This window comes from Streptosporangium sp. NPDC023825, from assembly GCF_040639575.1.
Lineage (GTDB): Bacteria > Actinomycetota > Actinomycetes > Streptosporangiales > Streptosporangiaceae > Streptosporangium.
Window position 1 is genome coordinate 30,816 of sequence record NZ_JBFAAE010000064.1, and the last position, 23,766, is coordinate 54,581.

The 23,766-nt window shown below is 66.1% G+C and carries 26 protein-coding genes and 1 pseudogene; 15 read left to right on the forward strand and 12 right to left on the reverse strand.

Going from position 1 to position 23,766, the window contains the following annotated elements; all coding sequences use genetic code 11:
* Positions 1-352 precede the first annotated feature (352 nt).
* Positions 353-997 carry an HAD-IA family hydrolase gene (locus AB0G15_RS35985; RefSeq protein WP_362848844.1) on the forward strand — a complete coding sequence of 215 codons (645 nt, stop codon included), beginning with the start codon at positions 353-355 and terminating at the stop codon, positions 995-997.
* 72 nt (positions 998-1,069) lie between these two features.
* Here AB0G15_RS35985 and AB0G15_RS35990 read toward each other — a convergent pair whose 3' ends face one another.
* From AB0G15_RS35990 to AB0G15_RS36000, 3 genes are all read right to left on the reverse strand, one after another.
* A complete protein-coding gene (locus AB0G15_RS35990; protein ID WP_362848847.1) occupies positions 1,070-2,131 on the reverse strand; it encodes an LLM class flavin-dependent oxidoreductase in 1,062 nt (353 codons plus the stop codon).
* Between the two features lie 125 nt (positions 2,132-2,256).
* The gene (locus tag AB0G15_RS35995; RefSeq protein ID WP_362848851.1) at positions 2,257-2,586 is read right to left on the reverse strand and encodes a hypothetical protein; all 330 of its coding nucleotides are present in this window, start codon (positions 2,584-2,586) and stop codon (positions 2,257-2,259) included.
* Between the two features lie 84 nt (positions 2,587-2,670).
* Positions 2,671-3,300, reverse strand: a complete 630-nt coding sequence (locus AB0G15_RS36000) for a pyridoxamine 5'-phosphate oxidase family protein (RefSeq protein WP_362848854.1) — start codon at positions 3,298-3,300, stop codon at positions 2,671-2,673.
* Between the two features lie 251 nt (positions 3,301-3,551).
* Here AB0G15_RS36000 and AB0G15_RS36005 point away from each other — a divergent pair, with 251 nt between their 5' ends.
* The 6 genes from AB0G15_RS36005 (at position 3,552) to AB0G15_RS36030 (ending at position 8,014) form a co-directional block, all read left to right on the forward strand.
* On the forward strand, positions 3,552-3,926 hold the full coding sequence (locus AB0G15_RS36005) for a VOC family protein (protein ID WP_362848909.1): 375 nt from the start codon (positions 3,552-3,554) through the stop codon (positions 3,924-3,926).
* A 103-nt stretch (positions 3,927-4,029) separates the two neighbouring features.
* The gene (locus AB0G15_RS36010) at positions 4,030-4,200 is read left to right on the forward strand and encodes a hypothetical protein (protein WP_362848857.1); all 171 of its coding nucleotides are present in this window, start codon (positions 4,030-4,032) and stop codon (positions 4,198-4,200) included.
* 202 nt (positions 4,201-4,402) lie between these two features.
* Entirely contained in the window at positions 4,403-4,798 is a 396-nt protein-coding gene (locus AB0G15_RS36015) for a hypothetical protein (protein WP_362848860.1), read from the forward strand.
* A 17-nt stretch (positions 4,799-4,815) separates the two neighbouring features.
* On the forward strand, positions 4,816-5,712 hold the full coding sequence (locus AB0G15_RS36020) for a hypothetical protein (protein WP_362848863.1): 897 nt from the start codon (positions 4,816-4,818) through the stop codon (positions 5,710-5,712).
* A 928-nt stretch (positions 5,713-6,640) separates the two neighbouring features.
* The gene (locus AB0G15_RS36025; protein ID WP_362848866.1) at positions 6,641-7,105 is read left to right on the forward strand and encodes a tetratricopeptide repeat protein; all 465 of its coding nucleotides are present in this window, start codon (positions 6,641-6,643) and stop codon (positions 7,103-7,105) included.
* 261 nt (positions 7,106-7,366) lie between these two features.
* The gene (locus AB0G15_RS36030; RefSeq protein ID WP_362848869.1) at positions 7,367-8,014 is read left to right on the forward strand and encodes a class I SAM-dependent methyltransferase; all 648 of its coding nucleotides are present in this window, start codon (positions 7,367-7,369) and stop codon (positions 8,012-8,014) included.
* A gap of 271 nt (positions 8,015-8,285) precedes the next feature.
* Here AB0G15_RS36030 and AB0G15_RS36035 read toward each other — a convergent pair whose 3' ends face one another.
* Positions 8,286-8,909 (reverse strand): TetR-like C-terminal domain-containing protein, encoded by a 624-nt coding sequence (locus AB0G15_RS36035; RefSeq protein WP_362848871.1) that lies wholly within the window; start codon positions 8,907-8,909, stop codon positions 8,286-8,288.
* Positions 8,910-8,992: 83 nt separating this feature from the next.
* Between AB0G15_RS36035 and AB0G15_RS36040 the strand changes: the two genes are divergently transcribed.
* The gene (locus AB0G15_RS36040) at positions 8,993-10,165 is read left to right on the forward strand and encodes a DUF418 domain-containing protein (protein WP_362848873.1); all 1,173 of its coding nucleotides are present in this window, start codon (positions 8,993-8,995) and stop codon (positions 10,163-10,165) included.
* Positions 10,166-10,351: 186 nt separating this feature from the next.
* On the opposite strand, the gene AB0G15_RS36045 is transcribed toward AB0G15_RS36040, so the two are convergent.
* Positions 10,352-10,798: a MerR family transcriptional regulator gene (locus AB0G15_RS36045; protein ID WP_362848876.1), complete on the reverse strand. Its 447-nt coding sequence runs from the start codon at positions 10,796-10,798 to the stop codon at positions 10,352-10,354.
* Positions 10,795-11,127, reverse strand: a complete 333-nt coding sequence (locus tag AB0G15_RS36050) for a hypothetical protein (RefSeq protein ID WP_362848879.1) — start codon at positions 11,125-11,127, stop codon at positions 10,795-10,797. Before AB0G15_RS36050 ends, AB0G15_RS36045 begins: the two co-directional genes overlap by 4 nt.
* Before the next feature lie 1,195 nt (positions 11,128-12,322).
* Between AB0G15_RS36050 and AB0G15_RS36055 the strand changes: the two genes are divergently transcribed.
* From AB0G15_RS36055 to AB0G15_RS36065, 3 genes are all read left to right on the forward strand, one after another.
* Positions 12,323-12,808, forward strand: coding sequence for a nuclear transport factor 2 family protein (locus AB0G15_RS36055; protein WP_362848881.1), 486 nt, complete (start codon positions 12,323-12,325; stop codon positions 12,806-12,808).
* A 315-nt stretch (positions 12,809-13,123) separates the two neighbouring features.
* Complete coding sequence (locus AB0G15_RS36060) at positions 13,124-13,816, forward strand: DUF6188 family protein (protein WP_362848884.1); 693 nt, start codon at positions 13,124-13,126, stop codon at positions 13,814-13,816.
* 446 nt (positions 13,817-14,262) lie between these two features.
* A complete protein-coding gene (locus AB0G15_RS36065; protein WP_362848886.1) occupies positions 14,263-14,556 on the forward strand; it encodes a hypothetical protein in 294 nt (97 codons plus the stop codon).
* 1,141 nt (positions 14,557-15,697) lie between these two features.
* Here the strand turns inward: AB0G15_RS36065 and AB0G15_RS36070 are convergent.
* Positions 15,698-16,162, reverse strand: a complete 465-nt coding sequence (locus AB0G15_RS36070) for a MarR family transcriptional regulator (protein ID WP_362848889.1) — start codon at positions 16,160-16,162, stop codon at positions 15,698-15,700.
* Positions 16,163-16,192: 30 nt separating this feature from the next.
* Between AB0G15_RS36070 and AB0G15_RS36075 the strand changes: the two genes are divergently transcribed.
* A complete protein-coding gene (locus tag AB0G15_RS36075; RefSeq protein WP_362848891.1) occupies positions 16,193-17,293 on the forward strand; it encodes a bifunctional NAD(P)H-dependent oxidoreductase/GNAT family N-acetyltransferase in 1,101 nt (366 codons plus the stop codon).
* Positions 17,294-17,497: 204 nt separating this feature from the next.
* Here AB0G15_RS36075 and AB0G15_RS36080 read toward each other — a convergent pair whose 3' ends face one another.
* The 3 genes from AB0G15_RS36080 to AB0G15_RS36090 form a co-directional block, all read right to left on the reverse strand.
* Positions 17,498-18,043, reverse strand: a complete 546-nt coding sequence (locus AB0G15_RS36080) for a GNAT family N-acetyltransferase (protein ID WP_362848893.1) — start codon at positions 18,041-18,043, stop codon at positions 17,498-17,500.
* Between the two features lie 414 nt (positions 18,044-18,457).
* Positions 18,458-18,946 (reverse strand): hypothetical protein, encoded by a 489-nt coding sequence (locus tag AB0G15_RS36085; RefSeq protein WP_362848896.1) that lies wholly within the window; start codon positions 18,944-18,946, stop codon positions 18,458-18,460.
* Positions 18,947-19,292: 346 nt separating this feature from the next.
* On the reverse strand, positions 19,293-20,447 hold the full coding sequence (locus tag AB0G15_RS36090) for an integrase core domain-containing protein (protein WP_362848898.1): 1,155 nt from the start codon (positions 20,445-20,447) through the stop codon (positions 19,293-19,295).
* A gap of 60 nt (positions 20,448-20,507) precedes the next feature.
* Between AB0G15_RS36090 and AB0G15_RS36095 the strand changes: the two genes are divergently transcribed.
* Positions 20,508-20,642 (forward strand): hypothetical protein, encoded by a 135-nt coding sequence (locus tag AB0G15_RS36095; RefSeq protein ID WP_362848912.1) that lies wholly within the window; start codon positions 20,508-20,510, stop codon positions 20,640-20,642.
* Positions 20,643-20,737: 95 nt separating this feature from the next.
* Here AB0G15_RS36095 and AB0G15_RS36100 read toward each other — a convergent pair.
* Positions 20,738-21,064: pseudogene (locus AB0G15_RS36100) on the reverse strand (helix-turn-helix domain-containing protein); the annotation flags it as partial.
* A 367-nt stretch (positions 21,065-21,431) separates the two neighbouring features.
* Here AB0G15_RS36100 and AB0G15_RS36105 point away from each other — a divergent pair.
* Positions 21,432-21,983 (forward strand): AAA family ATPase, encoded by a 552-nt coding sequence (locus AB0G15_RS36105; protein WP_362848901.1) that lies wholly within the window; start codon positions 21,432-21,434, stop codon positions 21,981-21,983.
* 369 nt (positions 21,984-22,352) lie between these two features.
* On the forward strand, positions 22,353-22,919 hold the full coding sequence (locus AB0G15_RS36110; RefSeq protein ID WP_362848903.1) for a hypothetical protein: 567 nt from the start codon (positions 22,353-22,355) through the stop codon (positions 22,917-22,919).
* A gap of 214 nt (positions 22,920-23,133) precedes the next feature.
* On the opposite strand, the gene AB0G15_RS36115 is transcribed toward AB0G15_RS36110, so the two are convergent.
* A complete protein-coding gene (locus AB0G15_RS36115) occupies positions 23,134-23,484 on the reverse strand; it encodes an Imm8 family immunity protein (RefSeq protein ID WP_362848906.1) in 351 nt (116 codons plus the stop codon).
* Between the last annotated feature and the right edge of the window lie 282 nt (positions 23,485-23,766).

Here is a 23,766-nt window from a genome sequence, read left to right on the forward strand (position 1 = left end):
GTCGCCTGCTTCTACCTGTGGGTGAGAGCGTCGAGGCGGGCGCTCGAACACGAGGAGCGAAGACATGAAATACACGATGTTGATGCAGTTCGGCGGGCAGACGCAGGAGGAGGAGCTGTGACCGCTGGATAGCCCGGCCGACGACTACCGCGTGGCGGCGAGCCTCACGACGAGCGCTCCGGAGCGCCACTACCTCACCACCCGTGCCGCCCGGCTCGCCGCGCCGGGCCAACCTGAACCAGCCGTACCGGAACAGCCTGAACCAGCCGTACCGGACCGGACGGAGTGAACCACCGCGTACCGGCGGGGCCGCCGACGTGAGCCGCCGAACGACCACCGAGGAGTTCCGATCATGACCGTTCTCCCCTATGACGCCGTGCTCTGCGACATCGACGGCGTGCTTCGCCACTGGCCCGCCTCCGACGAGCTCGACCGCGCGCACGGACTCCCCGCGGGCACCCTCGCGGCGGCGGCCTTCGCGCCGTCCCTGCTGCACTCCGCGATCACCGGAGAGATCACCGACGAGCAGTGGCGCTCCGCGGTGGCCGCGAATCTCGCCGGCACCTGCGGATCGGCCGATCGTGCCCGCGCCGTCGTCACCGCCTGGTCCGACGTCGTTCCACGGGTCGATCAGGAAGTCGTGGCCCTGCTCACCCGGGCTCGCGAGGTCGCCACCGTGGCCCTGGTCTCCAACGCGACCACCCGGCTGGAGCAGGACCTCGCCGGGCAGGGGCTGGACGGCCTCGCCGACATCGTGGTGAACACCGCCCGCATCGGCGTCGCGAAGCCCGATCCGCGCGTCTTCCTCATCGCCGCCGAACGAACCGGGACCTCGGTCCAGCGCTGCCTGTTCGTCGACGACACCCTGGCCAACGTCGCGGCGGCCCGCGAGGCGGGGATGACCGCCTTCCACCACCGCCGGGTCGAAGACCTCCGCGACGCCCTCTCGCCCCTCCTCGACACGGCGGCCACGTACGCGCGGGAGGGGCTTACCTGATCACGGCCGGCGACCTCGTCACCGCCTTTCTCCCCGCTCCGATCAGCCGACCGGCGTCTCTTCCCGCTCCGATCAGCCGGCCGGCGTCGTGGCCGGGGTCTGGGCCAGCAGCTCCCTCACCCGCGGCACGACCTCCTCCCCGTAGAGGCGGATCGTGTTCATCAGCTTCTCGTGCGCGAGCGTCCCGGAGCTGTACTTGAGCTCGAAGCGGTCGACGCCGAGCGCGCCGACGGTTTTCGCGATCTTCGCGGCCACCGTCTCGGGCGACCCGACGTAGAGCGAGCCCTCGTCGGCCTCCGACTCGAAGCGGCCGCGGGTCGTGGGGCCCCAGCCGCGCTCGCGGCCGATGCGGTCGTGCATCGCGCGATAGTGCGGCCAGAGCTCGTCGCGGGCCTGGCTGTCGGTCTCGGCGATGTGACCCGGCGAGTGCACGCCGACCGGCAGCCGCTGAAACTCGAACTGGTCGAGAGCGCGGTGGTAAAGGTCGACGTACGGCGCGAAACGCTCCGGCGAACCGCCGATGATCGCGAGCATGAGCGGCATCCGGTAGCGCGCCGCGCGCACCACGGACTCGGGACTGCCGCCGACGCCGATCCAGGTGCGCAGCCGGCCGGACTCCGTCTTCGGATACACGTGCTGGTCCTTCAGCCCGGGACGGAGGCGACCCTGCCAGGTGACCGGGCCCTCCTCCAGGAGATGGGAGATCAGGTCGAGTTTCTCCTCGAACAGCTCCTCGTACTGCCCCAGGTCGAAACCGAACAGCGGGAACGACTCCGTGAACGAGCCACGGCCGAGAATGATCTCCGCGCGGCCCTGGGACACCGCGTCCAGGGTGGCGAACCTCTCGAACACGCGCACCGGGTCGTCCGAGCTGAGCACGGTCACCGCGGTGCCGAGGCGGATGCGTTCGGTGCGGCCGGCGATCGTCGCCAGCACGATCTCCGGCGCCGAGACGGCGAAGTCGTCCCGGTGGTGCTCCCCGATGCCGATCGCGTCGATCCCCACGCTGTCGGCGAGCACGGCCTCCTCGACGACGTTACGGATCACCTGCGCGTACGACAGCCGGTTTCCGTCCGCGTCGACAGTGACGTCCCCGAACGTGTCGATCGCGAACTCCAGCGATGCGGACATCATTTCCCCTCTTTCCCAACGGCTTCCCGGCCGCTGCTCGGCCGCTCCTCGGCCGCTTCTCAACGGCGCGGGCAGTAGACGGAAACCATGGCGACCCGGCGAGAATTCCGGTCACCTCGCGGGCGCCTTCAGGACGCCGCCTCGGGAAAGGCCCGCTGTGCCGTACCGAAGGGATTGTCGATCAGGTAGCGCCAGAGTCCGTCCGGGCCTCGCCTGGCGACATCGGCCGCGGTTCCCTCGAAGTGGGCCTCCGTGCCGTCGGGCGCGGTGCCGTGAATGGTCCAGTCGACGATCGTAAGGGCGATGTCATCGGCCACGTACGCGTGACGGGGCCGTGCCTGGATCGGCAGCCCCAGGCCGAGCAGGTGCTCGGTCGCGGCGATCCGCCCCGGGCCGTGACCGGCCTGCCGGCCACGGCCCGGAAACGGGGTGCCGGAGGGGGCCGGGCGCCTCGGCACCGTCGGAGACCTGCGGTTCCGGACAGAGCCGGAGGCCCGCCATCCCAGGCAGGGTCGGAGGCCCGCCATCCCGGGCCCGCTCGCTCAGCCGTACATCCCCTCCGCGTAGGAGGAACCGTAGTAGCGCTCCAGCTCCTCGATCGGGTCCTCCGGCCGCTCCAGCGCCTGGGCGATGCGCGCCCGCGAGGGCAGGGCCTGCGGGTTCCAGCTCTCCGGGCGCCACAGCTCCGAACGGAGGAACGCCTTGGCGCAGTGGTGGAAGATCTGCTCGATCTCGACCACGATCGCGAGCCGCGGCCGGTGCCCCTTGACCACCATCCGGTCGAAGAAGGGTGCCTCGCGCACCAGGCGCGCCCTGCCGTTGACGCGCAGGGTGTCACCGCGGCCGGGGACGAAGTAGATCAGGCCGACGTGCGGGTTGCGCAGGATGTTGTGGAATCCGTCCGCCCTGCGATTGCCCGGCCGTTCGGGGATCGCGATCGTCGAGTCGTTCAGGACCAGGGTGAACCCGGGCGGGTCGCCTTTGGGTGAGACGTCACAGGCGCCGTCGGTGTCCGAGGTCGCGACGAGGCAGAACGGCGAGGCGGCCAGCCACGCCCGGTCCAGCTCGTGCAGGGTCTTCCGCTCCTTGGCGATCACAGCCGGCTTGGGAGTGCCGAGCAGCTCCCGCAACTCGTCGGCGGATTCGATTGATTCCCAGCCCTCGGCCGCCATGTTCCTCCTTTATGCAGAAAACGCGGAAAGTCTATTTCGGTGCCGTCCACGTTGGCGAGCGCCGCACTTGGTCCGGCGGGCCTCGCGCGAGCCGTGGGCACCTCCGGGCCTCGCCGATGACCCGGTCTGCGCGAAGTCCTCCGTCGACCGCGCTCTTGGATCGAGCGCATCACCGGACAGGCTCGTCATGGGGTGCCGGCTGTCGACTCGACGCGTACATGATGGGGGCCATGGCGGGTACCGGTGGCCGTATGGCGTGCCGGATCAGTGAGTTGGTGCTCGACAGCCGTGAACCAGAGCGCCTTGCGGCCTTCTGGTGCGAGGTGCTCGGCTACGTGGTGCTCGATCGTGTCGACGGGAGCGTTGAGATCGGCCCGAAGGAGGGCTTCGGCGGTCTACAGCCGACCATCGTGTTCAACCCGACCGACACCCCCAAGGCGGGTGAGCTTCCGCTGCACATCGACGTGAATCCAACCGATCGCGATCAGGCCGCCGAGCTCGACCGCCTGCTGAGCATCGGCGCCCGGCACGCCGATGTCGGGCAGACGGGCGAGGAGTCCTGGTACGTCCTGGCCGACCCGGAGGGCAACGAGTTCTGCCTGCTGCGCCGACGCCTGAGCGGCTAGTTCTCCATCAGGCCCGTGCGACTTCCCCGTCAGGCCCGTGCGACTTCCCCGTCAGGCCCGTGCGACTTCCCCGTCAGGCCCGTGCGACTTCTCCGTCAGATCCGTGCGACGAGCCCCGTACCCCTACGGAAAGCGAGCCCCGTACCCCTGCGGAAAGGGAGGTAGCACGCTGACGAAGGCCATCGGCCTCGCCGAACGGTACCGCACCGCCAACGGCACGTCCGCCCAGCTCAAGAAGACAGCCGGCTACCTGTGCAAGCACGTCAACAGGTAGACGAATTCCATCGACTCACCTCGGGCTTGGACGCCTCGGGACGGCCCAGCGACCACAGAAGCAATCCTGTGACGGAATCGACGCATCAAATATCGATCGGAACCGGACATTCTCCATGGCACATTGTCCGCGATCGCCGTAGTACGCCGACTATGGGCGAATGCCGGTTCGCGCTGAGAATGTGGGGCTGTAACTTCGCTGCGTGGCCACCGACGAGGAGCGGACGCGCTGGATCGTGCACGGCGAGCGGCCGATCCACGACAACGGACGGATCCGGCCCGGGCCCGTGGACGTCGAGATCCCTGACAGGGAACGGTCCGGGCATCACACGGTTCATCCGGGTCGAGCGGCCACGACGGTGCCGGTCGATGATCAGAACCGTGTGCCGGCGATGTGGCGGCATCGGTTCCCGTTCGATCGGCGGGGTTGGATTCCACGCACGAGGACACGCACGCCGGAGAGGTCGAGATCCCTCCTGCTCCACGCCTGCCCCGAGGTGATTCCCCCTGGCAGCCAGGCCGCCGCCTGGGCCGCCGACGATCGTCACCGGTTGACGAAGGCATGCAGACGTAACACCGAGGCCCTGGCCCATCCTTAAATGCAAGGATCACTCCAATGAAACGGCTTATCGATCGATGGGGTCCGGCACGCACGTCGGCGGCAGCCCTCGCCGTCATGATCCTGCTGGGTGGAGTGACATTCGAAGTATTGAAGGACGAGCCGGGCAGGGAAATGATGGACTGCGCTCGATTCAGTCGGGTCGTCCTGATGGGATTCGCCGTCGCGAACCCCGACTACAGCATGAGATTCAGCCTCGTCCCCGACGATGAATGCAGGCCGCACCCTGACTACGACGACAAGATCCCGCCGTTCGACGGCTCCCTGGAGGTCTCCCTGGGACCTCGCATATCCGGCATGTGGACAGGCGAAGCCCCTGCCCTGTCCACAGAGTTCCGACAGCATCCCTCGGGGGAGATCCGTTTTCCGAAACCCAGGCCATGGCGCCTGACGGAGACGATGACCTCGCCCGAGAGTCAGGACCCGAAGGCGGAGAACCTCCTGACGCTCAACACACTGAAGGAAATGGACTGGCGCAGGCACCGCGTCCATGCAGTGGTCACTTTGAAGCATCCGCTGAACGAAGCGGAGGTCGATGACATGCACGTCATCGGACTCGGCGAGACCCTGCTTCTCTCCCCCGGCCTGCACGGCAAGTCCTTCGGCTGGCCCTACGTCTACCCTGGCACCATCGGCGGATTCAATGCCTTCGCGGGCCCGAAGAGCACTTCCAGGGTGGAAGAGTTCAGGCGGTGGGTGTCGCTGCTGAAGTCCGAGGACGAGCCTGCCCTGGAACAACTCGACCTTGATCTGTCGGAGCTCCGGGACCGAGCAGAAGAAGGGCTGATCTACGGCTTCACCGTCATCAACACACCAGAAATGGTGAAGCGCATGGTCGGGAATCCGAAGGTCCGCTCGGTAAGCGTGATCGACATCGCGCCGGAAATCCCGTAACGGCCCTTCCTCCGGATACCCGGCCGTGAGTCGCCGGATTGTTCCTGTAAGTGTCGAGCGGCGACCGCACGGCCGTTCTCCGCGGAACGGAGTCGAACGGAGCCGGATCGCAACCGGGAACCCATCGTCACGAGCGGCGCGATCTCGATGATGTGTACCGTCCGGCGGCCGGTCGTGCCTTGTGCGAACCCATGTCTCGTCCTCGTCTCCCCGGACCTGAACGGCCATCGTGCGATCGTGAGAGCGGTGGTCCACCGGATCGAACCTGGAAGACGGCTACTCCGCGTGCGATCATGCATCCCATGACGTCGATCAGAAAGGGCCATGCCGCGTAGGCGCCCTTCCGCGGTCCGCGTACGAGGATCGGTGTGCGGAACCCACAGAACCTCGATCCATCATGTCCCCGGCCTCGGGCGCCGGGCCATGGCCGCGGTGATCACACTGGAACACACTCGCATGCGGCCGGGTGAGGTGGCTGCGGCGTTGCCGGCCTGGACGCAGGCGGTAGTGCCGGGCGCCGTCGACCGGATCGCGCCTACGTGCATGTGTCCCGAATGCTGTGGAGACGGGCCACGCCGGCGGCTCGGACAGGCGCTCATCGCGCTGCCGCGCCGGGCCAAGCCCTACCTGTACGCCCTGGTCCTCCCCATCGACAGACGCTTCGTCGCTCGAACGTCCCCGAACCCGCATGCCGCGCCTGAGTGGCCGTGGTGGCGGCGACGGCGCTGAGCACTTCGGACTCCCGAGAACTCGCCTGCAGACGCATACCGATCTTGCACGACCTGCGGACAGCGGCTGGGCCTGCCGGTCGAATCGTGGGTCATCCGCGGCTGCCAAGCGAACCGGCAGGCCAGAATCTTGAAGATCCTTGAACTACGTAGAGCAAGTACGCTGGCCGCGATCGCCCGCAACGGTGAAGGAGCCGCCGATGACCGCCGACCCGACGATGACCCGGATCGGCCAGGGGGTGGAGTTGCATCACCACCAAGGCCGGCGTGAAGCCGCTCGCGAGTTGTTCGCGCAGATCTGGGACGACATCGGCGGCGAGCAAGGCGACCCGCTGCATGTTTGCGTCCTTGCCCACTCGATGGCCGACGTGCAGGACGACGTGCACCAGGAGCTGATGTGGGATCTGCGAGCGCTTGCCGCCGCCGACCTGGTCACCGACGAGCAGGTGGCGCAGGCCGGGGTGCCGCTTTCCGTGGCCGGCTTGTATCCGTCGCTGCACCTCAACCTGAGTGACTGCTATCGCAAGCTGGGCGATCTCGAACGCGCCCGCGAGCACCTCGAGCAGGCGCGAGCCGGGATCGGCGCGCTTGGCGACGACGAGTACGGACAGCTCATCAGGGGCGGCCTGGAGCGGCTCACCGAACAGCTGGACGACGCCGTCTGACCGTGCCCCGGCGAATTCTCCGCGCCAGCTGCTGATCTTCCTCGCGGATGTTTCGCGCCCGGGTGTCCTCAGGTCAGAAGTCCCAGGGGCTCGGGCGTCTCCCCGACCGTCAGACATTCCCACAGCCCCTGAACACCGTGAGCCGAGTACGCCCTCACCTCACCTGACTCCTCTGAACCGGTGATGGCCCGGTCGAACGGGCGGGAGGAAAGATCATGATTCTCTCGGCTCGCCCCGGGGCCAGGAGCTACTGTCGCGAACATGGTCGAACACGATGTTCTCACTACCACTCGCGAGGCTTACGACGCTGCTGCCCTCACCTATGCGCAGCTGTTCCGCGACAGCCTGCGTGACAGCCCCCTGGACCGCGCGATCCTGGGTGTCTTCGCCGAGGTCGTCAGCGCGAGCGGGGACGGTCAGGTCGCGGACCTGGGGTGTGGGCCTGGCCATATCACCGCCCACCTGGACGAGCTGGGGCTGGCGGCGTTCGGGGTCGACGCCTCTCCTGCGATGATCGAGTTGGCTCGACAGGCCTATCCGGCCCTGCGGTTCGACGTGGGCTCGATGGCCGCGTTGAACATCGCCGACGGCGTGCTGGGCGGCGTGCTCTCACGGTGGTCCATCATCCACACCCCGCCTCGGGAACTCCCCGCCATCCTGGCGGAGTTCCATCGCGTGCTGGCACCTGGAGGCCACCTTCTGATCGGCTTCTCGGCAAGCGAAGATCCGTCTCACCCGACGCAGGTCTTCGATCACACAGTCGCACCGGCCTATCGGTGGTGGCCTGATCACCTCTCCGCGATGCTGCGCGAGTCCGGGTTGGTCGAGGTGGCCCGGATGGTTCGCGAACCTCAGCCCACCGACCGACGGCAGTTCCAGGAGGTTCAACTGCTCGCCCGCAAAGCCTAGGCAGGGCCGCCTGACCGGGCACATGACCACGTCCGGCCTGCCGCACGGGAAGCCTTCAGGCTCCGGGCCTCGGCTCGTGAATCGCCGTGATCAGCGAATGCCTCCAGCCGGCGTGGAGACCAGCGGCCGGCGTGGAGACCAGGCCCGGCGGCGAGAGCTTCGACCGGCAGGCCCGACCTCTCCGAGACCCTCCGGGTGCGGACACGTCCGTCGACGTTCGTGATCGTCCGCGCCTGACGTCACGCGGCCGGCCACGAGATGCGGGAGATCGTCAACGCGATCCTCCACCGGGGCCGGACCGGCTGCCGGGGGGACTCCCGATCGCGGGCAGGATCGCCTGGTCGACTATCGCCGCGAGGTCCTCGTCACTGGGCGGTGCCCCGTCGATCAGGCGCTTGGTGACGAGGGCCTCGCCGATGTCGGCCACGACCGGGGTGAGTAGCTCAGCCGGGAAGTGGCCCCGGTCGGCGTAGTGCTGCAGCACGGTGCGGGTGAACGTGCCGCCCCGGTTGGCGAAGACCCGCTCGAACAGGGCCTCGGACATCAGTGCGGCGCTTTTCGGGTCGGTGAGGATGGCCGCGACAGCGCGGCCCGCCGGGCTGAGGGCCCAGTCCACCATGAGGCGCAGGGCGCGGACGAGGTCACCGCGCAGGTCGTCGGCCCCCGCCGTCGGCTCCTCGACCGGGTGCTGGTGGTAGAGCGCGTCGAGGAGCACCTCCAGCGGGTCCGACCAGCGGCGATACAGGGTCGTGCGGGGCGTGGCCGCGCGCCGGGCGATGCCGTCCATGGTCAGCCGCCCCGCACCGACCTCCACCACCTCTTCCAGCACGGCGTCGTGGATGGCCTTCAGCAGTTCTTCTCCGCGCCGGCGCATCCGGGCGTTGTGATCGCCCATCGCCCCTCCTTGCTTAGCTGCACGGGTGTATCTTACTCTCAATCATTAGCTACAGCCCTGTATCTAATTTCAAGGGGACAACCATGTCCATCGCCCCACCGGCTCCCGTTCACGGGGCCACCCCGATCACCCAGCGCGCGCTCGCGCCCGACCTCGCACGCGGGCTGATGCTGCTGCTCATCGCGTTGGCGCACGCGCACATGTACCTGTCAGGCCACGAGGCGGGCTTCCGCGGCTACGCGCTCGACGGCGGCCCCCTGGACCGGCTGGTCGCCGGGACGCAGATCCTCCTGGTGGACGGACGTGCGCTGCCCATGTTCGCCGCCCTGTTCGGCTACGGCCTGGTGCAGCTCGCCAACCGGCAGCTCGCCACGGGCAGGAGCTGGCCGCAAGTGCGCAAGGTGCTGCGCCGGCGGAGCCTGTGGCTGCTGGCGTTCGGGTTCTGCCACGCGCTGCTTTTGTTCTTCGGTGACATCCTCGGGGCGTACGGGCTGGTCGGGCTCGTGCTCGTCGGGTTCATCCGGCGCGAGGACAAGGTCGTGCTACGGGCCGCCGTGGTAGGGCTGGTGCTGCACGTCGTGATCCTGTTCGGCTTCGGGCTGCTCACCGTCTCCGCGCCCAAGGGCGACACGCCCGCCGCCATGGCGGACCCGATCGAGGCGACCGTGATGCGGCTCATCGGATGGTCCGGGATGACGCCCACATACTTCGCCGCCAGCGTGGTGCCGGCCTTCCTGTTCGGGATCTGGGCGGCGAGGCGCCGCCTGCTGGAAGACCCCATCTCGCACCGGGACCTGCTCTCCCGGGTCGCCGCCCTGGGCACCGGGCCAGCCGTCGTCGGCGCAGTGCCGCTGATGCTGATCGACACCCGCATCTGGACGCCGTCCGACATGGTGGCCGTGTCGGCGTACGCACTGCACAGCGTGACCGGCATCGCCGGCGGGCTCGCGTACGCGGCCATCATCGGACTCGCCACCGGCCGGATGCGGGGCGGCCGTTCCGGCCCGGTCGTCAGGGCTCTGGCCGCGTGCGGTCAATGGTCGCTGACCTGCTACCTCCTCCAGTCGGTGATCTTCGTAGCGGTGTTCGCACCGTACATCGGAGGGCTCGGCACGCGTGTGGGCGACGCCGCGGCGTCCGGCATCGCCGTGGCGACCTGGCTGGCCACCGTGGTGCTCGCCGCGCTGCTGGCGCCCGGTGGGCGAAGAGGACCGGCCGAGGCCGCACTACGGCGCCTCACCTACTCGCGCCGCTGACTCCCCGTACGTCGGGGCACAAGGCCCGACAGGTCGCGACGGCCGGCCGGCGGACCTCCAGCGGTGTTCACCCCCATCGAGTACGAAAGGCTCTACCCGAATACCCAGCCGGCATGAGAGTCGACCAAGCCGACTCCACCGGACCCGGGGCAGACCAAAGCCTCCGGCAATCCCGGCGCGGTTCAATCAGTTGGGGTCGACGTGCCGGCCCCTGTTCACCTGGCCGGAGAACGGCAGCGGGCAGCACGGACTCGCCGCGCACGCCACCAGATCATCACACCCGGCGTCCACCGCTTGAACCAACGTGTCGCGGATCGTCTGAAGGTCGGCGATCTTCTGTTCCACCTCAGCGAGCTTGGCTGTCGCCCGTGCCTGCAAACCGCTGTCCGACTTGCCGTGACGATGCGCAGCCGCCTCAACCAGGTCGGCCACCTCCTCCAGCGTGAAACCCAGCCGTTGCGCCACCTTGATCACACGCAGGACCGTCACGGTCTCCGGCGGATACAACCGGTGTCCCCCATTGCTACGCTGCGGTTCTTCCAGCAGGCCCCGCCGGTGGTAGTAGCGCAGCGTTTGAGCGTTGACCCCCGCCGCTTCGGCAACCTCTCCGGTACGGAGCCGTTTCCCGCTCATGACGCGATCTGGGGAACTGCCTCGATCGCCCGGACCGCCAGCCCATCGAGCACCTTTGCGTGAACCGCGGGGACCTCGATGTCCACGACCAGCCCTTCACGACCGGGGGCGAGGGTGAAGGTGAAGAACGAGCAGCAGCCCGTCTCCCGAGCCGTCAGGTCACGCGCGGTCTCCTCCACGTGTGCTCCGTCATCGAGCGTGAGCCGCAGGTGAGTCGGTCCTACTCGTTCCAGCCCACGCAGCGCGGAGGCGAACAGTTCATCGAACTCTGCCGCCCGCAGCGGCCGTTCCTCGGTCGGAAGCGTGCATTCGGCCGGCGCCCATTCCATGAGCCCTCCAAGTACCAGGACCGCCCGTCCCTTGTGCGAGCGATCCCTGCAGTCCGACGGTAAGCCTGTACCCCGGTACAGGATGCAACCCCTGACACCATGCCTCCGGCGAGGGAAGCACGCGCGTCCACGCATGATCCGGAGTTTGATCACGTGTCACGGGCGTGCCGGATCTCACGGGAAACGACGGGGAGTCACAGATCGGGAACGAAGAAGTCCCCGCACCGCGTTTCCGCTGGTGAGAGGGCTTTTTCTACTGGCATGGCAGGTGCGGGACCTGAACCTGCGCAGGCTGAGCCGACGGTTTTGCAGGACGTAACCGTTCTCTCTGAGAGACGGCCTCTCACCTGTGGTGCGACCGCGTCTCGTCGCAATGGGGTCCATGATCGTTGCACACATATTGCATGGCGGCCGTTGGAGCATGATGCCTGGATCTGAAACCCACAACCTTCGGATTGGAAGAAGTCGATTCGATCAAGGTGTGAGACTCCGACCTAAGGGTGGTGTCCATGGCCTGTTTTCACGCCCGGCAAGAGCCTGGTCGGCGTCGGCTATCTGTGCGGGCGAGGGACGCCTGCGATGTCGTCTCCTATCCGCACAGTTGGAAAGACTCTCCGACGGTCATGACTCATCCTGTGTAGGCACCCAGGTCCCAGGTCCGCACGGTGCCGTCCAAGCTGCCGGTGACGGCGACCGATCGGCCGTCCACCTGCCCGACCGCCACCGCATAGACGGCGTTACCGTGGTGGCCCAACGGCTTTGTTGTCACCGTCGGTTTTGGGCTGTTGTCCGCTGACGGATGTCCGCTGACGGACTCTTCGCGGAAGGCCGGGAGGCCGCGCCGAGCGCGACGATCGCCGCGCCGAAAAAGGAGCCGTCACGCCTGCTGTTCAGATCATGACGCCCTCAGCGCCATAGACAACGCCAAACGGTCATCAATCCTCACCTCGGGGTCACTGCATCCACAATCACCCGACTCCCCGCGAGGTCCGCGGCTCCCGTGATTCCTCTGGGTTTGCCCGCCCACACCGTCATCCGAATGGCATGCCCGGACCTTCTGAAATCCGTAGGTCCCCGAACGATGTCAAAGGCCGTTCAGTGCCGTGAGTCACCGTGCTGACGGACACGCGACGGGCACGGGCAAGAAGCGCCGGTGCGGGCAGCTGTCGAGGTGGAAATCGATAAGATGAGGTCCATGGATTCCCGAACCGATCCGGACGGCGGCGATGGCCACAGTAGCCCGCGTGAGGTGTTTCTCCGCCTGGTGAATGGGGTCTGCGAAGGGCCGTACGAAAATTTGGCCGACCTCTATGCCGAACAGACCCATGTCACCCACCCGTTTCACCCGCTCAACCCGCCGCCGCTGCTGAGCCGTAGCGAACTGCACGAGCACTTCACCGCGCCGCCGCCTTTTGCCCGGACGCTGAACCGTAAGCCGGTCAACATCATCATCCACGACACCGCTGATCCGGAGGTGATCGTCGCCGAGTTCGCTTATCAGGGGCACGTGGACGAGACAGGAGAGGCGTTCACCGTGCCCTGTGTCTTCGTTCTCCGTATTCGCGACGGGCTCATCGTCGAGTCTCGCGATTACATCGATCACATTGCCGGCGCACGGGCATGGGGCCAGCTCGAAAGCCTCCTGACCGCGCTGCGCCCATCGAGCGACGTCGACCGCTGAAAGGCAGTTGCCGGTGACCGCGGGATCGAACGCTTGGTCTCCGGCCGAACCAGACGCCGGCCGAGGTCGTGCCTCGCTCGGCGCAGCCGCTCACCGCAACCTTGGTCTGCCCGGGTCCGGAAACCATCCGTGACCTGGGCCCTAGAAGTGGAGCGGGTGACGGGAATCGAACCCGCGCTGTCAGCTTGGGAAGTGTATGGATCACGGCTCATAGGAGCGCTGAGCTGGGCGTTCGGCCGGTCATGAGTGACCGTGGTTGACCCCTTGTCACCCTGTCCGATGGCACGCCAACGGCACGAACGGCAGGATGATCCGGTGAAACTGAACAAGAAGGTCGCGGCGGGGATCGCGGAGGAGTACCTGGATCGGTGGCGACGTGTCGCGCGCTACGACGAGCTTGCCGTGATGGAGGAGAACGGTGACAAGGACTGGGAGAGCGTCGTCGGTGAGGATGGCCAGGAGTACAAAGTCCTCACCTACGTGCTTCCACACGGCGACGAGACGCTCCGGATGGTGATCTCGGTGAACCACCGGAGGATGGATCATGCGGCTGAACCGCTGATCCGGGAAGCGGTCGTGCGCTCAGACGGCACTGTGACCACACCCGCGAATCTGGCTGAGCTGGAGGACCGCTGGCTTCTGCCCTACCGCGGTATGCAGGTGGTCCAGGTCCGGGTGAGCTATCAGTTGACGTTGCTTCTCGACGGTGACGCCGCGGTGAACATCGAGACCACGGCGACCCTCACCAGCGGCCCACTGAGCGCTCCCGACGCGGAGCCGGTCCGGCTGGCCCCTGAGCGCCAGGAGGTGGCGCCGGCCCTGGCGCTCTTCGGCGCGACACTCGTGTCATCGGTCGCGTTCAAGTCCGGTGCGCTGCGGTTGGCCTTCGACACCGGAACGCACCTGAACGTGAAACCCGATTTCCACTACGAGGCGTGGAGCACCTGTGGTCCTGATGATTTACGCTTCGTCTGCCTGCCGGGCGGTGGACTTTCGATTTTTCGATGATCGAAGGAGCCAGTTTGAAAGATCTCGGCACGCGGTTCTCCGACCTGCGGTTTTCCAAGTCAGTGGCGGCCGCGCTGTATCCATGAGTCCCCCTTGTTCACCCTCCTGACAGGCACCAACGGCACGGGATGACGCCAAGCCCAAACCGCATTAGCAGCTGGGATCGCGGTCGTCCCGATCGATCCCAGCTGGACCAATATGTACGACTGGTCCGCATGGAACGGGCTCGCACTGCGCTGAACTGCAACCCCGCTGCGTGCAGCTCACAAACGTGACCCTCTGCTTGCAAACCGGTCCGACCTGGGGCCGTACGGGCCTCGACCTGCTCGATCGTGTGTACGCGAGTGGCCGTGATTGATCGCTGTTGACCACCCTTAATGGCACGGCGATCATGCCCTGACATTAGGATTTCCCAGAATCGACCTTGGCCCCCGGAGAATAGAGAAATGACCACCTGGAATGACATCGGCGACCCTGTTCCCGCCCTGGACGACTTCGAGGCAAACGACCAGGGCGAAAGTGAAATCACAGCCGTCATGAGTGTCGGGACAACCGGCGCACACAATATGATCCGACTCTCCGCATGGGACGACGGTCTCGGAATCGACGTGGACTTGCTGATCACACCGCAAAACGCGAAAACCCTCCGCGACCGCCTCACCCTGGCAATCGAGATCGTCGAGGCGCGCGAGCAGCTTCAGATGCAGGACGATGGCGGAGGGCGGAGGAAGCGAGGGTGAAGTTGATGCTCAGCAGCAACGGAGCCCGATACTGTCAGATTGGCCGATCGATCTTATCCGAAAAAATGGTCAAGGTCCTTCGTGGCTACCATTTTGGAAGATTGCGGCACGCGACCCTCTGATCTGCCGCGTTCCAGGTCAAAGGCGGTTTCCCCTTACTCGCGAGTCCCCGTGATTCCCTCTTGGTGCCCATCCTGACGGGCACACAACGGGCACGGGAACTTTTGCTCCCTCGTCGCCCTGATGCTCGATTTGCTGGGACTGAGGAACGAAATCCCGGACCGCCGATCGCTCCCGACCATGTACGGGGATCAACTGTCAGCTGGCGATCGTAGAGTGGTACCGGCTTCCAGGCTCGGAGTCGAACGAGACTCCAAAACTGAGTGGGCGTTTGAATCTGGGAGAATTGTGAGATGGCGAACCCACACATGCACATCAAAGACATCGTCATCGACTGTGCTGACCCCGAGCGCTTGGCCACGTTTTAGGGAATTCTTCTCGGGAGGCCGATCGCGGCGCGCATGGGCCCATACGTCTGGCTCAAACGTGAGAACGGCCTAGGAGTGGGTTTCCAGAAGTCCGGCGAGCCGAAAGCCGACAAGAACCGGGTGCACTTCGACCTCGCGTCGGCAGACCCGCCTCCACAAGACCAGGGGCACACCAATCAGCGATCAGCTCCATGGTGGCGAGGAGGTTCTTGCAGATACGCAACGCCAAGATCTCATCGCGAGGACGCTCCCGCCAGTCCTCCACCCAGTCGGTTGCCTGCTCCAAGCTCAACGGCAGGGCCTCCAGAACATCCAAGGCAAGCCGATCCGGATCCCACAGCGGATCATCACCGGGACCAAGATCAGTGATCAGCAACGCCCGAAGGTTGAAGCAGTTCATGTTCGCCTCCCACGCAGGGAGACCGGCCTGCCCGGCACCGTTGAGAGCCGCGAAGGCAACCCTGGCCCAAATCCGCCGCCTCTCCCCCTCACCAACGATCCTGCGCACGAGCCAGATTGAGTTGCCAGGCACTCAGCCACGAGTTGATGCAAGCGGCGTGGAACTCGGTACCTTCCGTGCCTTCCATCATCGTCTCGGAACACCTCCACCGGTGCAACGATGCCGCCCGGTCAGCCGGTCCTGCCGGAGAGGTTCATGCGGGTTCTTCCAGTTTGCAGGCGATGCTTTCAAGGGCGGAGAGGTCCGCGGGTGAGAGTCGGTCGATGACATGGCGGCGGACCGACTCCAGGTGGGCGGGGGCGGCGTCTCCGAGCGTTTCCAGGCCGTGTTCGGTGAGGACGAGGTAGCAGCCTCGGCCGTCGTCCGGGTCGGGCTCGCGCCGTACGAGACCTCGCGCCTCCATACGGGTGGCGTGCCGGGACAGGCGGCTGCGTGACCAGCCCATCTTGGCAGCCTGCTCGCGCAGCGTACTGGTGCGGCCGGGACGCTCGGAGAGTGTGCTGAGCACTTCGTAGTCGGGATCGGACAGGCCGATCGCGGCCAGGTCATGCGCGGTGCGTGACTGGATCGCGATCATCATGCGGCGCAGGGCGCGCCAGGCTCGTTCCTCGTCCGCGTCGAGCCAGCGCACTGTCACGGAGGGCCGTTTCGTTGACATGTAAACAAGCTATCAGTTACGTTCGTTTCCATGTCAACGAAAACTGCGCGTGTCCTCGTCCTGGTGTGCAGCACCCGTCCCGGCGCCCTCGGCCCGGCGGTGGGAGAGTGGTTGATCGAGACGATCGCGCCACGCGCCGCGGAACTCGGCGTGGAACTCGTGTCGGTGGCCCTTGGTGACCTCGGCCTGCCGTTCCTCGACGAGGAGGACCCGCCGGCGTCCGGTGTCTACCGGCACGAGCACACCAAGCGGTGGAGCACGATGGTGGGCGCGGCGGACGGCTTCATCGCGGTCACCCCCGAGTACAACTACGGCATGCCGGCGACCTTCAAGAACGCCCTCGACTACCTGGGCCGCGAATGGGCGTGGAAGCCGATGGGGTTCGTCAGTTACGGCAACACCTCGGCGGGCACCCGGTCGGTCCAGCACGCCAAGCAGGTGGTGACCACGCTGCGACTGGTGCCGCTGGGCGCCACGGTCGCCCTGCGCATCGGCGACACGATGGAGAACGGGCGACTCCGCCCGGACGCCGGCCGCGACGCGACCGCCACCGGGGTCCTAGACGAACTCGTCCGGGTCGCCCACGCCCTCCGGCCGATGCGCGAGCAGGCCCGGTCTCGGCCGGGGCCGCTGCCGGGGTCATATGTGAGAGCACTGACCCCCGACGACGCCCCGGAGGTCCTGGTGCTCCAGCGCTGCTGCTGGCTGGAGGAGGCGCTGGCCAACGACACCCTGGCCATCTCCGCTCTGGGGGAGTCGCTGGAGCAGGTACGCGAATGGCTGGCCACCTGGCACACCACGGGCCTGTGGCAGGATGGCCGGCTCCTGGGCATGGTGCGGGCGCGCAGTGTGGACGGTGACTGGCACGTGGGCCGGCTCTGTGTCGTCCCCGATCTGCGTGGCCAGGGCGTGGGGCGCTGGCTGCTGCGCGGGGCAGAAGCCGAGACCGAGGTCGGCTGCCGCCGCATCGTGCTGTTCACCGGCGCCGAGAGCCAACGCAACATCCGCCTCTACCACGCCCAGGGCTACCGGACGGAGTCGTTCGACGGCGCGACCGCCTTCCTCGCCAAGCCAGTGGCTGCGGATGATGCCATCCGGGTTCCCGCTGGGGAGCCGGCGGGACTGGGATGAGGGGCCGGGGTGGCGGCTCCAGACGGCAGAGCGGGCGGGACACGGGGTGGACGTGCTGCTCAAGGTCTACGCCAAATGCCTCAACGGTCACAAGGATCTGGCGAACAAGCGGATCGGTGACGCGCTCACCGCATGACATGCCTGCCGCACGACCAGGACCTCGGAGACTCTCTGGGGTCCTGCTGCGTTTCAGAAAACCGGTTCTCAGCGCTGTGCCGCCTTGGCGGCCCGAACGGCGGCGGGAACCTCCCGGAGATAGAGCCGGAACCCTTCCGCTTCCGGCTCGAAGCCCAGCGAGGTGTAGAGGCGATGGGCGCCATCGACGGCATGACGCTTGTGAGACAGGAGCTGGACCTTGTTGCACCCCGCGGATCGAGCGTCACCGAGAAGTCGCCGCATGATCGCGGTGGCCACGCCCGTGCGGCGATGACCGATGGCGACCACGACCGCCTCGACGAACGCGGTAGGGGCACAGCCGTAGGTCAAGTTCGGCATCGTCATCAACGTCGCCGTCCCGACCACCTGCTCGTCGATCTCGGCGAGGTAGACGGTGAGATCGTCGGATCGCATCATCCGTGCCCAGGTTCGCTGTTCAAGATCCGAAACTACGCGGGGAGAGCCATCCTCGGGCTCTCGCTCGGCGGCATAGACCTGCAGGACTGCCAACAGGTCCTCTGGACGGGCAGTCCGAACAGTGCACGGCACGACAGCGTCCATCACCTGATCAGCATGCCCGTCTTGAGCAACCATGGCCACCAGGCGACCGCGAAGCCGAGAGAACAGCTGTTGGCCGACAAGGCGCTAGAAAGCCGACGCGACCTGGGAAAACACGGCCAAGATCATTGCACGCATATTGGTGGAGTGGTGACATGCGGGCGCTCCCCCTTGAATGTGGACATCTCTTCCCCCTGGACCTCAAGATCCAGTCTCCAAGGTGTCCACATTCAAGGGGGAGCGCCCATCTGCAGGTCCTTCGTACGTTCATCACGCATCACCTCGCCCTTTTTGCCTCGTGTGCTGTCGTGCTTATACGTGTACGAGACGTGAGGGAAGAGCATGCAGAGAAGCCCGACAAAGATTGTCATCAGTTCGGGAATCGAGTTCAGCTCAGCACCACCTAGCAATCAGCCTATGCGCATACCGACCGCCGGTCTTCTGAGCAGTCTAGGCGGCGCGCTCCAGGGTTAAGGAGCTGCTCACCGGGGCGATTTTGGCAACGGCTTGGAATGGCGGAAAGTCCTGTGCCTCCGCAAGAGCCGCCTGCCACTCCTCATCGTCGTTGGGGAAGTAGAAACTCGTGTCTTGATCCAAATGAGAGCTGAACATCCCCGAGTCCTCATAGAAGAGAACTAGCTCGATCTGCCAAAGTTCGACGAAGTCATCGAAGTGACCGCCCGCGTAGGGCACAGCCACTTGCCGGGTGAAGCTCATGCTCGGACGGTGATCATGCCAGGACCGGCGCCCCCACTGCAGGATGAACCCGTCGGAGTCGGAATCGGGTTGGGTATCGATTCCGATGACTTTCGTTTGAGCGAACTCTGCGAATGCCGCCCACGCGGCCCTGGTGTCGGTAATGGCGCCGGGTGCTTGCCCGTGTTGGCGCAGGATGCTGGCAAGAAGATGAAGGCTGGCTCGCCAGTCGACGAGGGTCATGGCGGAACCATACCGTCGAGCGCCGTCAATCCTGATGGGATGACAGGGCAGGTCGCCGTCAAACATGCCCTGGGACTGACGTGTCAAGCATCTCCCGGGACACGTCAAACGTCGTGCTGCGATGTCTAGTCCCGATTGATACTTGACGCATTGGCATCGGATGATGCTTGACATTCCTAGCTGCTGTTTCGCTGTTCAGTATGCGCCTTGGACTTGATCTGGAAACCAGCACGGAGCTGCGGAGGATCACAGCCGCACGTGTAATCTCACCACGATGAGGTCGCCCGCACGGTAAAGGACGGGACCCGGGGTGCGGACAGGGCCGTCTGCCTCATCACCCTGGTCCCTAGCCGCTCTTTCGCTGCTTGAGATGCGCTCTGAACTTGATCCTGGTGATCTCCTGAGTCGTGGTCCGGGACACGACGCGGATCGGTTCGCCGTCGGCGTGGATCGCGATGTGGGTGTCATCCACGGTCACATCGAGAATCTTGCGGGCGTGTACCCGGCCGACCTGGATCTTCTGGCCGACGACCATGATGCCGCCGCGGATGGAGACCGTGCGCTGAACGGTGACCGGCCCGGTAGGCGCGGCCGGTGGTGGCCCGGCCCGGCGAGCCCCGCGCAGCCGCCCGCACTCGGTGATCGGCAGCGGGCAGCGTACCGCGCGCAGCAGGGTGCGCCCGCCGTCCATGACCTGGGCGGTGATGCCGTCCAGGCGTAAGGTGACGCGCTGGCCGGCCAGATGAGCACCGATGCACAACGCATCACCGGCCAGGCTGACGACCCCGATCGAGCTGACCAGCCGATCCACCTCGATGGCCGGACGGTGCTGCGAGGCGTCGCAGACCGGCGCGGGCCCGGCCGGGCCCGCAGCACCGGAGGCGACCAAAGCCGTCAGGTCCTTGACCGTCAGCCGGGAGGCCACCGTCTTGAGCCGGCCACCACCGGCGGTGGTGAACACGTGCAGATGCGCGGTACTGATCCACAACGTGATCGCCAACCCGGCGCGGTCGGGGCCGAGCCAGACCTGCTGGCGGCCGACCGACAGGTTGCCCGAGTCCGGCACCACCCGCTCGACCTCGATGGCCTGCAGGGCCATCGGCTCGGTCACCGCCACCTCGTCATCGGTGACCACCTCTGGCGGCGCCGAGACGGTCTGCACGGCCGGTGGCACCACCACACTCAGGCTCGCCGGCAGCCGCAACGGCAACGCCTCATCGGCCTGTTGCCGCTGCTGGTGGTGGTCGGCCTGATCGGCGAAAAAGCGGTCGGCGGGAAAGGCCATCTCCAACGCCTGGTGCGGAGGCGCGGTGTTGTAGTGCTCGGCGAAGGCATCCACCGCCTCTTGCGCCGCGTCCATCGAGGCGAACGGCACCTCGTCGTCGAGCAACTCCCGGCGCACCGTCTGGTGAAAGCGTTCGATCTTGCCGGTGGTGGTCGGGGTGCGGGGCTGGGTATGCGGTAGCCGGATGCCGTTTTCCCGGCAGACGCGCTCGAACAAAACCTCACCGGCCTTGGGGCCGCCGAACCGGCCGGTGAACTGCTTGCCGTTGAGTTTCTAATGTCGGTCAACACCTCCAGCGGCACCCCGAAGGTGCCCATCGCCGCGGCGAACGCCGCACAGACCTGCCGCCCCGTCGGCCGGGCCACCACCGAGGCGATCACACAAAACCGCGAATGGTCGTCCATCCAGTGATCAGCTTGCATTCGGTGCCATCGGCCAGCAGCACCCCACCCATGATGTCCATCTGCCATAACTGCATCGGCTCGGGCCGCTCCCAGCGCCCGGTAGATACTGGAGCGCGAGGGCACCGGATCCACCCCGCGCCGGGCCATCTCCCAGCCCAACGTGCGCGGCCCCCATCGCGGATGCGAGTGCCGCAACTCACAGATCATCGCCTCGATCGCGGCCGGTGTCTGCATCAGATGCGCCCGCACCCGGTGCGAGCGATCGGCCAAAGCGCCCAGCCCGCCGTCTCGATAGCGGCGCACCCAGGTATGCGCCGACTGACGCGAGACCCCATACCGTCCGGCGACGTCGGTGACCTTCACCCCCGACAACACCTCGATCACCGCGTGATAGCGCTGCTCCACGACACTCAACTCCACCAATGCCATTCCGGCCCCCGAAGCGCAGACAACGCCACGAGCAGGCACAGAAGGCGATCAAGGTGTCAAGCGTCAAGCGTCAAGCGAGGCCAGAGTGTCAACCATCAAGCGAGACAGGACAAACGTCGTGCTGCGATCACTGTCGAATTACTCTTATGGGTATCAAGGGCGGCGGCGCTGCGCGCCGCGCCACGGCCCGCCGCCCGCCCGCCGTCCGGACGTGCGGCGTGGGCGCCGGTCCCGAACGGCGGCAGGACTCAGGGCCGCCCGCCGCACGCGTGCTCCGCCGTACCAAGCGAACTCGCCGACCTAAGGCACGCCGCCGCCCACCCCGTGAAGACTTCTCAGAACGGTGGTGCGACATAAGGTGTCTGGCATGAACGAGGGCCGGCCGGGGCGATTGATTTTGCTGTGCGGGTTACCTGGGGCAGGCAAGACAACGCTGGCGAAGCAACTGGCCGACCAGATTCCGGCCGTTCGCCTATGCCCCGACGACTGGTTGACCCGGTTGGGAATCGACCTCCACGAGGCAGAGCCACGTGATCGGCTGGAAGGGCTGTTCCGACAGCAATCGGAAGACCTCCTCCGGCTCGGAGTGAGCGTGATCCTGGAGTTCGGTTTCTGGGCTCGTGCCGAACGCGACGAGATACGACTTCGTGCTCGCGCCCTCGGAGCCGCAGTCGAGTTGCGCTACCTACCGGTCCCCCTTGACGAGTTATGGCGCCGACTGGAGGCCCGCAACAGACAGGAATCGCCGGGCATAGCGGTCATCAGCCGAAGCATGATCGAGCAGTGGGCCGAGATCTTTGAGGCTCCCGATCGTAGCGAGCTCGTCCTCTTCGACCAGCCCTGGGAGCAGAAAGACGGGACAGCGGGTCCCTGCGCCTTCGGCGCCTCCGGCGGGGGAAGTGTGCGCGTTCGCGCATGATCCGGAGCTTGATCACGTGCCACAGGCGTGCCAGATCTCACGGGAAATGAGGGGGAATCACGGGGACTCACGGGGAGTCGTAGATCAGAAATGAAGAAGCCCCCGCACCGCGTTTCCGCTGGTGAGAGGGCTTTTTCTGCTGGTGTGGCAGGTGCAGGACTTGAACCTGCGTAGGCTGAGCCGACGGTTTTACAGCCCGTGACCGTTCCTGTTCATGCGATGCCTCTGACCTGCGGCGACATCTTGTTCGGCCATCACAACCATCAAGATCATTACACGCATATTGCACGAGTCCTCGGAAGCCCTACGTCATCTCCGTGCGGCTTTCGCTGAGCTTCCATCCACAATGGACCAATGCGAGGACCGTGGGTGCACACTGGCCGACTCTGGACGAACGGCGATCCGTTTCTCGCTGTCGACGCTTCACTGCGCGGTGCGTGGCGTGGGTTCAGCGACGACCAATATGACGACATCGTGGATCTCGGCCCGGAGAACACCGGCATCCCGGTCGGAGTCGGCTGGGCAGCCCTCGTCGGCGCGGACGGAGTCGTTGGCGATGACAGCTGGATGGAGGTCTTCCAAGCAGAGGGCGGCGGCATCGCCGTCGTGCAGGCATCCGGTCCCGACTACCCGCGCGTGCTGACACAAGCCCTCGGTTACCCGGACACCGACGATGAGGACGGTGCCCCGCTCATCGTGCACAGCGGCGAGATCGCCTTGTTCAGCGCCGCGTGCGACGGCATCGGACCACACTCGCAACCCCTGGTGCCTGCCCAGCCAGGACCGGTGCCGCCGGCACACGGGCGACCACCGCATGGGAGCGACCCAGGCATTCTGATAACGACGACGTACACAACGTTCACGTTCAAGGTGCGCTGGTACACCCAGCTGGACGAAGAAAGCTGTTTCGCCCGGTGGCTGCTGGCTCCTGCATGAACCTTGTGATCAGTAGGTCCCCGAATGTCACCAAAGGCATTCAGACAGAGGCCAGCGAAGCCCCCGTAGCCACTGGACTGACCAAACCGCATTAGCAGCTCGGGGCTTGCCCGTTCAGATCGGTTCCACCTGGACCAACGGGGGCGATCGGTCGGTCAGGAACGACATGGGACGGCGGTGAACTGCAACCCAAACTGCAACCCGTTCGGAAGCTTCAGCCGTCGCAGTCTTCAAACTCCCACTCTCCGATCTGGCCGATCTTCTCTGCGAGTTCGCTCCACGTCGGAGCCTCCAGCACCGCGATCCGGTCGCTCAGCCACGCGGTCACCTCGGCGGGACGCAGCTCGGGCACGAAGAGCCGGTGGCGGCCGATGAGGAAGGGATGACGTCGCAGCTGCTCGGCGAGGGCCGACGGGGTGCAGACGGTGAGCTGGAACCGTTCCTCGCTTGGCTCTCCCTGCGGGCCGACGTACATCTCCAGCAGTTCGCAGGCATGGGCAGGATCCTCGATGCTCCGCCCGAATTCGAGGTCTGGCCATCGGAAGGTTCCCACTCGTGCTCTCATCACTCAATGATCGCGCAATAGGGGGAAGCCATGATCGGGCTGCCAGGTTGGGAAGTACATGAACCATGGCGCGTAGGGGCGCTGAACTAGGGTTCAGGCTGGTCACGAGTAGTCACGGCGAATTCTCCGTCGCCGAGACCAGTGGCACGGTAGTCATGGCCCCGAGCTCTGCTGCTCGACGGATTCGGCGATCGTGCGGAGTCGTCGGATCTCGCTGAAGATCTCCTTGTCGGTGAGTACGGAGATGATCGTCAATCCTTGCGGACCGCCTGGCTCTCTGTG